Source organism: Pseudomonas sp. NPDC088444, from assembly GCF_044900175.1.
Lineage (GTDB): Bacteria > Pseudomonadota > Gammaproteobacteria > Pseudomonadales > Pseudomonadaceae > Aquipseudomonas.
The window spans coordinates 401217-413087 of the sequence record NZ_JBJDNK010000005.1 but is presented as its reverse complement, the minus strand read 5'-3'; the positions used below and the strand labels follow the sequence as shown (position 1 = coordinate 413087).

Genomic DNA, 11871 nt, shown 5'->3' with positions numbered 1-11871 from the left:
CCGATGCGACGCCCGTGGTTGATGCCGTACTGCACTTCGCTGATGCGGTTGCTGCTCAGCGCCAGGCGGCTGTCTTCGATGTAGTTGTTGGTGCGCAGGTTGGACAGGCCGACGTTGAGCGAGGTCTTGCTCAGGGCGTCGCGATAGATAACCCGCTCGGCACGCATCTGATGGGTCTGGCTGTCACCGCTCTGTTTGAAGTTGAAACCGTTGGCCTGCACCTGGGAGCGGAAATCGCTCTCGCTGTAGCTGTAACTGAAGTTCCACCAGCCCCACGGCAGGTTGTAGGCCAACGAAGCGTTGTGCGAGGTGTGCGCCGAGTCGGTCATCGCATCGTGGCCGCCGCGTAGGCTCAGTTGATCGGCCAAACCCAGCGGGCTGTCCCACTCCAGACCAGTGTTCCACTGCTGCTCGCCGGTGCTGCGCTGGCCATCGTTATTGCGCGACAGGTTCACGCGCCAAGGCTTTTGCGGGGTGTTCTTGACCAGCACGTCGCTGCCACCCACGGCCTGGCCTGGCGTCAGCTCCATCTGCGCCTGATTGGACGGCAGGCGGTTGAGCTGATCGACCATCTGCTCGATCTCGCGCAGGTTGACCAACTTCCCTTCCCGCCCCGGAAATGCCATGGCCAGCTCGCGATCAGTGAGGCCACTGTTGGCATCGCTCCTAAGTTTTTCCAGCCGTCCTTCGATGACCAGCACCTGCAAATGCCCCTTGGACAAATCCTGTTGCGGCAGATAGGCGCGGCTGGTGACCAGGCCCTTATCGATGTACAGGTCGGTGATGACTTTCAGCAGCGCGTTAAGCTGCGAGACGCCCAGGCATTGGCCCAGGTACGGCTGGGTCAAACGTTTGCGCTCGGACTCGGAAAGTGAGTCGGCGCCTTTGAGTTCGATGCTGTTGATGGTGAAGCAGCGGGTGTCGGCGGGTGCGCTGGGTTGCACAGGCGCGGCTTGCTTGCCGGGCAGGTCTTTGAGTTCCTCGAGGCGGCGTTGCTGCTCTTGCAGCAAGCGATCCTGACGGTCGCGGATAAGGTCTTGATCGCCCGGCGTCGGGGCGGCAATAACAAGCAGCGGCGCGACTGTAAGCAGACAGGACAGCGCGATTTTCTGAACGGAGGATCCCACAAAGCTTCCCTGCAATGGCACAGTGATATCAAGCGGGTTGGATCCTATTCAGTCATTTGTTTGGCGTCAATTAAATTGTTTCAGACATGTAACAAAGGCGACGCATGGTCGATACGGATGAATCTGTGGGCCATTCAGGCCAAGGATTTGCAATGGGCAGTTGGCGAAGCGGCAGGCAGCTTCCAGACGCTGTAGTGGGTGAACATGCCATGAGTGCAGTGGCGACTGGCAGCTTTAGGTTGTGGAATCAACTGGTCAACGCAACAGATTGGGTCAATCGCTCCGCTGGGCGGCTGGAAGTAGCAGGTGGTCAGATCAAAGTCGGCGTCGGTTGGAGTGAGGTCGTGCCCCCGCCTGGCTGGTTAATTGCACTGATTTGACCACCTGTTTGCATTCGACTTGACCAGCCATTTGCATCGAATGTGACCAGCGCACGGGTACGTCTTGACCGGCAGGAGTCGACCCACTGCTGCTTTCCAGGAAGGGCAGCTAACGGCCAGAAGCTGACGCTGCGAGGTAACGCTAGAATTGGTGAGGATGGAAGTGGAGGCTTTCGAGGCAATCTTCTCGCGTCCTAATGGATAAATGACGTAACAAGACCCTGCCGAAGCGATGCAATTACAACCCCGAACGGGATCGTGCACACATTCCATCCAGTTCTCCCCATGGCATGACCGTCATGGATGCATGTATACAACCGGGGGCATGAGTAAAGTAAAAAGCCCTATTTTCCTCCGCCTGCTTCGCGAGACAGCGCCGACACGTTATAACCCTGCCGTTGACGCGCCAATGGAAATTCCATTGGATTAATTCTTCTACAGTCGTCACAGCAGGTCCCCAGAGGCCGAAACCTCGCAATTGAGGATGGACAATAGCGAAGCATCAAAGGTTCAGTAAGGTGCTGTCTGAGTATTTTGCAGCGCCGGCCAGGTGTTGCGCCCCATTAAACTTTGCATTGGCAAGGATCCGGACGCAACCGAACGATCAGCGTACCAGTTGGCGTTCCTAGCGCTTAGCTTTAGGGGAACTGTAGATATCCCACGCCCAAGAATGAGGCACCGACACGTTTCGGCCAAAGGCAACAATGGGTCGAAAGCCGTCGGCGGCGACTAACAGCAAATGACTGGTCTCTCCGTAGGCACTTGGTCGACAGACCGTGCACGGGTTACCTAAGCGTTCCATGGGCCGTAACCGCAGGCCCTAGCAACCGGTAGTAGTTCATATGAAACTGCGCTTCCTCGCGCCGTCCTTCAGATTGAGCCCGGAGCGCACTGGTCAGATGCCAGTCGCGTGCGAACACCAAGCTCTCGATTTGACGTCTGGATCTTTTATTCATTGACATTGGCCGCTCCTTGCGCGAGCCCTTTAATACAAACTAAGGCCCGGACAAGGAGGGATGGTTCGACTTATTTTCGGGCGATTTATGCGTGGTTTGCCCCGGCGAGATTCGCCCAATGGCCATTATGAAGCTAACCAACCGCATGCCGCCGTCCGCTGCGGTCGGATGCCGCCTGGGACAATTCCGCGAAGCGGTTCAGTCGGGCGTAGACCGCTTCGCGAATTAAGTCAGGGGTGGGGCGTGCTGATCTAGCGTGTGCTTGCCAACAGGCAGATATCGGCCAGAAGCGGTCCCTCACATCGGATGCCATACTTGGCAGTTAATAACACTTCGAAAAGTCGACCCGCCCTATATCTGATTGAAGGTTGAAAACTGATGATATAGCTCGTCAAAGGTAACGATAGTCACGTGCGCAGCTACAGCCTGTCTTTGAACCTCAAATGCTTTCAGTTTCTCCTTGTCCCCACCCAAACTTGTGAGGTTACCCACGATGACAAAACACCTCGGTGAAAAAACCTCGAAGACGCTTTCACTATTATACCTTTTGGAGTGAAAATTCATGATGAGTTCGTTTCTTTGATTTAGGACCTGACTGATGGTCCCAGAAACTTCGCTGGATAACGGATAAGTGCCGCGATATGTAGCGCCCAGAAGTTTAGTGTTGGGGGTTTTTATCTCAATAAACGTCAAGTTATTATTTAGCCCATCTATCAATGCAAAGTCCGTTCGTTTGCTTCCTTTGCCTTCAGCGTTTGTAGTGCCAACATGAAATTCACGCTGTAAAAATAATGCATAACCTCCGATGAGCCGCTCCAATATTCCTTTTCGAGCAGACAGCTCCATTTGCCAGAACTGTTCATCGTCCGCCTTTTCAGTTGCGGAGTCTTGCCAGACTGTAATAGCTGAAGCCAAATCTTCGGAATAGATACCTCTCTTGATCAGAGGCACTACATCCTGCTCTAGAAGCATGGAGTTAATATCGGTAAAAGCATTGATGCAAAGTGAGGCAAACTCTTTTGCGTCATTATCTAGATAGTTTTCTTTCATGTATTCAATTAATTTTTCGATACTTTCTTTGGCCTGCTGCCCATTCCTTATGGCTTTTTTGAATTCCGGGTTTTTTTCGAGCTCACCTTTGAACAACTCAAAGCTGTGAGATTCTCCAAGAGCATCCTGAACAGCTTGCTTACTTTGTTCTTTTACCGACTCAAGGAGATCTCCGAGACTTTCCTCCATATCACCTTCAGGATCAAAGTGATGCGAAAGCTTAAAGGCTAATGCATCGCTAATTGCATTGGAGTCTACTGTTCTTGCTTCACGCAGGTCACGTGCAAGCTTTAAAGAGTGCATCACTTCTTCGAATAATTTGTCATCTATACTCATCACATTCCCTCCCCAGGCAACCCCATCTACTCGTAAAAAATTCTTAAATCTTAACCAGCAAATCTATTATTTGCAGTAACTCTCCGAGCATACATGATCCTTGGTACGGTACAAACACTAGATTTTATTCATAGAAGCTACAGGCCGTACCAAAGCTCGCATGACGATGCTCAGGCTATTTATATGGGCAGCACCGCTGCACTTTGAAGGATTCTGGATAGCGCAGCGCAGACATGTTCCCCACCACTTGGGAAATTTAAACCGTTGGCTGCGCGGATGCTGGAATTATTCTTGCTGGCAGTTTGATGGGGAATTGCGTTGCGTTCGCTTCGGGGCAGTCCACTTTGGGTCTGCCTCTCCTCTTGACCCGAGACAGCAATCGGCGAAAGTAGCCCCCGACCGACCGCTTTGGGTCGAAAGCGGACGCACGACGCTGAGGGTGACTTTGACCGGTTATAAGTTGACCCGATCCAGGGCCGCTCTTAGCTCATTGTTATTGCCACCCAGAGCACTGGTGGCAATAGCGGCATTACGCAACAGAATGGCTGCGGCATTCTGGATGTGCTCCTTGACTAAGCGGTCAGCAGGGCCGGAAAGGGTCAATGCCCCTTTTAGCTCATAACCCATAGCGAAAACCGGCACTGACACAGCCGCAGTTTCTGGGTCCCGTTCGCCGAATGAACAGGCCCAGAAACTCTCACGAATCTGGACAAGCGAGGGATCGCTCAGCTTAGAAAAAGCTCGGAGTATTTTTCCGGATGCGCCTGTATGCAATGAGAAGCGCGCACCTTCGATCACTGACACACGAACGGCCCGCTTGGGTTCGACACGAAACAACACCACTCGACTGCCGTTTTCCAGCACATAAAACGATGATGTCTCACCACTTTCCTCAGTGATGGATTCCAACAAGGGATGAATCACATCGCGTAGATGGAAAGACCCCTGATACAACTGGGACAAGCGCAACGGCTCCGGACCTACGGAGTAACGACCATCACCTAGCTTGCGGATGAATCCTGCTTTCTCCAGAGATGCGACCAGACGCAGGATCGTACTTTTGTAGAGGCCAGTACGTCTTGCTATCTCAGCCAAGCTCAAGCAATCCTGCTCGATATCAAAAGCCGCAAGGATGGCGAAGGCACGGTCAACGGCAGCGACGCCGCTTTCTGCACTCTCGGGTTGTTCGGTCAACTTGCTATCAGATGGGTTATTCATAGCCACTCGTTATCGATGTATCTTCAGCAAGCGACCGCTGACTTCGCTGTCAGTACGGTCGCAAGGCAGACAATATCAGATATGGGCTGACGCTATCCTCAGATCGTCTCGTTACAACCTGCTCAGTCCTCACGCAGGAACAGGCGCAGCGATACCACCATGGCCGCTGCGAAAAACATGATGCATCCCATCGCCATCAGACCGGCAGTGAAAGAGCCGGTGTAGTCCTTGAGGAAACCCATCAAGTAAGGGCCAACGAAACCGCCGAAGGCGCCAATTGAGTTAATCAGTGCAATACCGCCAGCAGCAGCCTGACCGCGCAGGAACTTGCCGGGAAGCGTGTAGAAAATTGTTTTTCCGGCAATGGTGCCAACCAGTGCCATAGTGATACCAGCCAGCGCCGGAACCAGGGCGTTCATTTGCAGAGCCACCAGCAACGCGACACCGGCCAGCAGCATGGCCAGGGTCAGGTTCAAAACACCCTTGCCGGTGCGGTCGACATGCTTCGCCCAGATCAGCAGGCCTACGGTCGCGAAGAAGTACGGAATCGCTGCCACCCAACCGATCAGACTGACTTCGACGCCATGGCCTTTGAGCATCTGGGGCAACCAAATGCCGATGCCATACGAACCCAGCGTAAAGCTGAAGGTGATGGAGCTGAGGATCCACACACGAGGGTCTTTCAATGCAGCCTTGAAACCGTGACTGTGATGTCCTTTGCTCTGCTCATCAGCCAGCATACCGGTCAGCACATCACGCTCTTGTGGCGTCAGCCACTTCGCCTCGGATGGCTGGTTGGTCAGCACCTTCAAGGTGATCAGGCCTAGGATGCAGGCTGGAACACCCTCAATCAAAAACATCCATTGCCAACCCGCAAGCCCCAATGTGCCGTGCATCTGCAATAGCCAGACAGACAGCGGGCCGCCGACCAAAAAGGATATCGGTGTAGCCACCGTGAACCAGGCCAGTACGCGAGTGCGGTATTGCGAGGGAAACCAGAGCGTCAGGAAAAAAATAACGCCAGGAAAGAAGCCTGCTTCGGCAATCCCGAGAATCAGCCGCAGGAAGTAAAAGCTGTACGGCCCAACCACCAATGCTGTCGCCGCTGCGGCCAGCCCCCAGGTAATCATGATTCGCGCCATCCACAGACGAGCGCCAAAACGATACATCGCCAAATTGCTTGGCACTTCGCACAGGCAGTAGCCGAAGAACATGATGCCAGCGCCTAGGCCGAACTGTGTGGCGGTGAGGCCCAACTGGTCAGTCATTTGCAGCGCGGCATAGCCCACGCTGGTACGGTCCAGATAATTAAAAAAGTACGCCAGCGCCAACAATGGAATCAGACGCCAGGCAGCCTTGTGCAGAACGCGAGTCTGCTCGGCGTCCAGCGTATTGGACGGGACATGTTTGCTGCTCTGTGCAGAAGTCGTGACAATTGCCATGACCGATTTCCTCGACATTATTCTTGTAAGGCTGGCGGCGGGAATAACCGCCAGCAACGGTGTTGCAGACTGACGCTGGGGGCCTAGCGGACGATGCCACGTCCTTGCAGCGCTTCAATATCCGAAGCCGCGTACCCCATCTGTTCAAGCAGCTCATGAGAATGGCTACCCAGTTGCGGCACGTTCAAACGTGCATCGAAGCGCCGACCATTCATCTCAAACGGCAGCATGGGCACCTTCACTTCTTCGCCATCCTCCAGGGCCAGATGAGCAAGACCGCCCGAAGCATTCAGGTGTACGTCCTCGAACAGATCCTGCGGCCGCTGGATGGGAGAAAACGGCAAACCGGCGTGCTCGCACATCTCCATGATCTGCTTCTTGCCCAGCGTCGCGAGGCGCTCTTTAACCAGCGGCAGAATTCGCGAGCGAGCCTGCACGCGCTGAGTATTCTTGGCGAGATCAGCGTCACGCCCCAGATCATCGAAACCGAACGCCGCGCAGAAGCTCGACCACTGGCTGTCGCTGACCACACCCATGAAAACCTGTTCGTCGTCGCAGGTATCGAACACGTCGTAGATTGCCCAGGCCGACAGTCGACTGGGCATGGGCGCAGCAGGCTTACCGGTAGTTGCCATCTGCATCATGTGCTGGCCGACAAGAAACGCGGAGTTCTCAAACAGACCGGTCTGCACGAACTGTCCCTCGCCTGTCGCGTTGCGTTGCCACAAGGCAGCCAGGATCGAAATCGCGCTGAACATGCCACCCATCACATCGTTGACCGACGCACCGGCACGCAACGGACGCCCTTCCGGACCGGTCATGTAAGCCAGACCGGTCATCATCTGCACGACTTCGTCCAGCGCAGTGCGATGCTCGTAAGGGCCAGGCAAAAAACCTTTCATCGAGCTGTAGATGATGTCGGGCTTGATGGCCTTGACGTCGTCGTAACCCAGACCGAGCTTCTCCATCGCGCCCGGACGAAAGTTCTCGGTGACCACATCGGCGCTCTCGATCAATTTGCGAACGGCAGCCATGCCTTCTGCGGTCTTGATGTCGACGGCAAAGCTTTTTTTATTGCGGTTGTAGGTCATCCAGTAGCCCGCGCCGGATCCCGTCAAGCGCCGCGTGTTGTCACCTTCTGGAACTGGCTCGACCTTAATGACCTCAGCCCCCAGATCTGCCAGCACCAGCCCGCAGGTCGGTCCCATCACCATATGCACAAACTCAACGACCCGAACGCCCGCCAACGGCAGCCCCTTAATGTTTGGGTTTTGTGCGTTCATCGTGCACCTCCGGCGTACTGAAAATTCTTGCCCACACCCGCATCGGGTATGAAGCCGTATAGAGGTTCACCCGGCAGACCCTTCACCAGCCACTCGCGTGCGGCGACCAACTTATCGATGTCTACCCCGGTGCGCAGGCCCATGGATTCGAGCAGGTAAACCAAGTCTTCGGTCACGATGTTGCCCGAAGCCCCAGGTGCATAAGGGCAGCCGCCGATCCCACCTTGAGAGGCGTCAATGGTGGTCACGCCCACTTCTAGCGCTGCCACCACATTTGCCAGGCCCTGGCCACGTGTATTGTGGAAGTGTGCGCTGCCAGCCTTGGCGCCAATTTCGTTACGTAGGCGAGTGAACAAACTGCGCACCTGAGTCGGGTTGGCATAGCCAACAGTGTCGGCCAGACCCACTTCATCAACGCCCAATTCGGCCATGGTCAGCGCCATGCGAATCACGTCATCTTCATGCACAACGCCCTGTATGGTGCAACCGAACACCGTGGACAGACCGGCTTCCACTTCGATGTGAGGAAAGTGCTCGTTACGCAGCGCAATGACCGCGCGCACTTCGTCATACACCTGCTGGTGAGTCTTGCGGATGTTGGAGAGTGAATGCGGCTCGCTTACAGAGATCGGCATGGTGATTTTTTGCACACCGGCATCGAATGCCGCCTGTGCGCCTTTCAGGTTCGGGACCAGCGCGGTGACGAACACCTCAGGGCGTTGGCGCATGTGAGCGACCAGCGTCGTGGCATCGGCCATCTGCGGTAGCAGCTTGGGCGATACAAATGAGCCAATCTCGATTTCTCTCAGCCCGGAGTCCGCCAGGGCACTCAGCCATTTCAATTTCAGATCAGTCGGCATCGTTGCGCTGACGCTCTGCAAGCCATCACGCGGGCCAACTTCGCTGATCAGGATATCGATGTTGTTTTTATGGTTCATCGCCGGTTCTCCGGAGGGTCGATCATGATCGTTCTATCTGGCAGAACGATGTTCTAAATAAATCATGTTCCGCAGATTGCTTTCTGTCAACGCCGCTCATCAGAGTGTTAGCCGAATCCAAAATGAATCGGTAAACCTGGGCAGGAATATCCCGCCGCTATCCTGCATCGGTTGACAGTTCAAGAAATAACATCGAAAGTTGTTCCATCAGAAGACACATCGTTCTATCTGGTAGAACAACAACAAAATAGCGAAACGGTATCTTCAGGGCGAAAATCTCTGAATGCCCCCGCTTCTGTAGGAGTTGATCCTGTGAGCTTGTACGCCCCTCCCCGCGATCTACCGACCCAAGTCTTCACCACGCTGCCTGAGATGTTTTGGAAGGACGGCGACTCGGACTGGGTACGTGCCAACAAACCCGGACAGAAGGTCAAAAGTTTCCTGGAGGGGCCGTCGTTCGATGTGCAGGGCAACTTGTACGTGACTGACATCCCGTACGGGCGGGTTTTCCGCATCGATCCACAGGGCGAATGGACGCTTGTAGTTGAATACGATGGCTGGCCCAACGGTTTGAAAATCCACCGGGACGGGCGGATTTTTATCGCTGATTACAAGCAAGGCATTCTCCTGCTTGACCCACACAGCGGCGCAATCAGCCCGTTTCTCACCCACAGCCGTAGCGAAGGCTTTAAGGGCGTGAATGACCTTTTCTTCGCCACCGATGGCAGGCTGTACTTCACCGACCAAGGGCAGACCGGCCAGCAAGATCCGACTGGACGGGTTTACGCTTACGATCTCAACAGCGAAACCCTGACCCGATTGGTCGATAACGGCCCGAGCCCCAACGGCCTGGTGATGGACCTTGCCCAGAATGCCTTGTTCGTCGCCATGACCCGAGGAAACGCGGTCTGGCGCCTGCCCATTCAGAAAGACGGCGGCACCAGCAAGGTCGGGATCTTCACCGCCATGGCTGGAGGCGTCAGTGGCGCTGATGGCATGGCCCTCGACGCCGAAGGCAACCTCTACGTGTGTGATGCTGGGAATGCGTGCGTCTGGGTGTTCGACCCACATGCCGTGCCGCTATACCGCATCCGCTCTTGCACCGAAGGACGGACCCTCACCAACCTGGCATTTGGCGGCAAAGACAATCGGCAGCTGTTCATCACCGACTCATCAACCAGCACAGTACTGGTGGCTGATCTACCCCATGCCGGGCGACCGATGTTTTCCCACACCTGACCTAGCAAAGCTCTGACAGCCGTGTGTCTCGCACACAGGATTCGTTCGCCCTGAAAAAAAGCGGCGTCATCGTCCGCTTCCCGACAAAACCAACAAAAGGGATATCCATGCTGATCTTTCTCAGCTACGCCATGATCGCCAGCTTCATGTACCTCATCATGAGCAAGCGCCTTTCGCCCTTGGTGGCCTTGCTGCTCGTACCCATTGTGTTCGGTAGCCTGGCCGGTTTCGCGCCACAACTCGGCAGCATGATGTATGACGGCGTAAAAATGCTTGCTCCGACAGGCATCATGCTGACGTTCGCCATTCTTTACTTCTGCATGATGACGGACGCAGGACTGTTCAACCCACTGATCAAGGTGCTCCTGCGATTGGTAAAAGGCGACCCACGCAAAATCGTCGTGGGCACAGCAGTGCTCGGTTTATGTGTGGGCTTGGATGGGGATGGAGCTACTACCTACATCATCGCCACCGCAGCGTTTCTGCCCCTGTACCGCTTGACAGGACTGCGCCTGCAAGTAATGGCCACAGTGTTGCTGATGGCAATCGGGGTGATGAACATCCTGCCGTGGGCCGGTCCATTCTCAAGAGCGGCCAGCGCGATGCACGTCGATATCACCGAGCTATTCATCGAGATGGTCCCGATTATGATCGCGGGAGGCGCATGGGTCATTTTTGCCGCCTGGTGGCTGGGGCGCATGGAATATCGTCGCGTGGGCATTGTCAGCGTCAGCGAGGACGACGTCCTAAAAGGCTATGCCCATATACGCCTGAGCGATCCGCGCTTCCTGTTCAACGTAATCCTGACTGTGGCACTGATCAGTTGCATGATGGTCAGCCTAATGCCACTGCCAATCCTGTTTATGATGGCGTTCGGGCTGGCCTGCCTGGTGAACTTCCCAACCCTGAAACAGCAAAAGGAAGTCATTGGTCGTCATGCCGACAACGTGCTGGCAGTCACGTTGCTCATCTTTGCAGCTGGCACATTCGTGGGAATCATGGGCGGTACTGGCATGATCAAGGCCATTTCAGACAACCTGATTACACTCCTTCCTCAACAGGCCGGTCATTACATGTCCGTGATCACCGCCTTGCTAAGCATGCCTTTTACGTACGTACTAACCAACGATGCCTTCTACTTTGGGGTACTGCCGATACTGGCAGAAACCGCTGCGCACTACGGCATTGGTCCCCATGAAATGGCCATCGCCTCATTGATTGGCCAGCCGGTCCACCTGCTCAGCCCACTGGTCGCATCGACCTACCTGCTGTGCGGCCTGCTGGACATCGATTACGGCGACAACCAACGAATATCGCTGAAATGGACGGTAGGCACCGTCGTCGTGATGTTGTTGACAGCTATCGGGGTCGGCTCGATTAGCTTGATCAATTGACTGCGGATGAGATGAAGCTTCCTTCGGTACACCCTGGTGAGCTTCTCAACAGTCCGCAATCGGCCAAAAGCGGACAAACAACAAATCCCTCTCATGCGAGGCGCGCGTACGTCAGGTAATCATGCGCACCGAGGCCGGTACATAAGAATCCCGCTTTCTCATACATTCGCTTCTCGGGATTATCCGCTCGCACACTCAGCCGCAGCTGCAGGAATCCATGCCGTACCGCGTCCGTCGCATAAGCTTCCAGGAGGGCCATTCAGACGCCGGAACGTTGATACTCAGGCCCGACATGAACGGTGCAAAGCTCCGCGTGAGAGTGCTCAGGCACCCAGAGTGAGTAACCCGCGAATGGATCGCCCATGACCGCAACTGTCAGACGGTCAAAATTCTCTACCCACCGCGTCAGGTGTCGTTCCAGTTGGTTGCGCCAAGCGCACTCATGCTTGGGCTCCCAGCAGGGGATGTAGCTCGCCTCGATCGGCAGCCGGAAGATCGGTGATACGTG

At 55.1% G+C, this 11871-nt stretch carries 8 protein-coding genes; 2 read left to right on the top strand and 6 right to left on the bottom strand.

Annotated elements, in window-relative coordinates; translation table 11 throughout:
* The 6 genes from ACI2KB_RS12930 to ACI2KB_RS12905 all read right to left on the bottom strand — a co-directional run.
* Positions 1-1106: ShlB/FhaC/HecB family hemolysin secretion/activation protein (locus tag ACI2KB_RS12930; protein WP_404635044.1), on the bottom strand; the 1106-nt coding region annotated here is incomplete at its 3' end.
* 1708 nt (positions 1107-2814) lie between these two features.
* Complete coding sequence (locus tag ACI2KB_RS12925) at positions 2815-3849, bottom strand: Shedu immune nuclease family protein (protein WP_404635022.1); 1035 nt, start codon at positions 3847-3849, stop codon at positions 2815-2817.
* A 453-nt stretch (positions 3850-4302) separates the two neighbouring features.
* Positions 4303-5067: an IclR family transcriptional regulator gene (locus ACI2KB_RS12920; protein WP_404635020.1), complete on the bottom strand. Its 765-nt coding sequence runs from the start codon at positions 5065-5067 to the stop codon at positions 4303-4305.
* 122 nt (positions 5068-5189) lie between these two features.
* Complete coding sequence (locus tag ACI2KB_RS12915; RefSeq protein ID WP_404635018.1) at positions 5190-6509, bottom strand: MFS transporter; 1320 nt, start codon at positions 6507-6509, stop codon at positions 5190-5192.
* Positions 6510-6592: 83 nt separating this feature from the next.
* Positions 6593-7792 carry a CaiB/BaiF CoA transferase family protein gene (locus tag ACI2KB_RS12910; protein ID WP_404635016.1) on the bottom strand — a complete coding sequence of 400 codons (1200 nt, stop codon included), beginning with the start codon at positions 7790-7792 and terminating at the stop codon, positions 6593-6595.
* Complete coding sequence (locus tag ACI2KB_RS12905; protein ID WP_404635014.1) at positions 7789-8730, bottom strand: hydroxymethylglutaryl-CoA lyase; 942 nt, start codon at positions 8728-8730, stop codon at positions 7789-7791. Before ACI2KB_RS12905 ends, ACI2KB_RS12910 begins: the two co-directional genes overlap by 4 nt.
* A gap of 312 nt (positions 8731-9042) precedes the next feature.
* Between ACI2KB_RS12905 and ACI2KB_RS12900 the strand changes: the two genes are divergently transcribed.
* Both ACI2KB_RS12900 and ACI2KB_RS12895 read left to right on the top strand, forming a co-directional pair.
* Positions 9043-9969 (top strand): SMP-30/gluconolactonase/LRE family protein, encoded by a 927-nt coding sequence (locus ACI2KB_RS12900; protein WP_404635012.1) that lies wholly within the window; start codon positions 9043-9045, stop codon positions 9967-9969.
* A 107-nt stretch (positions 9970-10076) separates the two neighbouring features.
* Complete coding sequence (locus tag ACI2KB_RS12895; RefSeq protein WP_404635010.1) at positions 10077-11363, top strand: CitMHS family transporter; 1287 nt, start codon at positions 10077-10079, stop codon at positions 11361-11363.
* Positions 11364-11871: the final 508 nt, after the last annotated feature.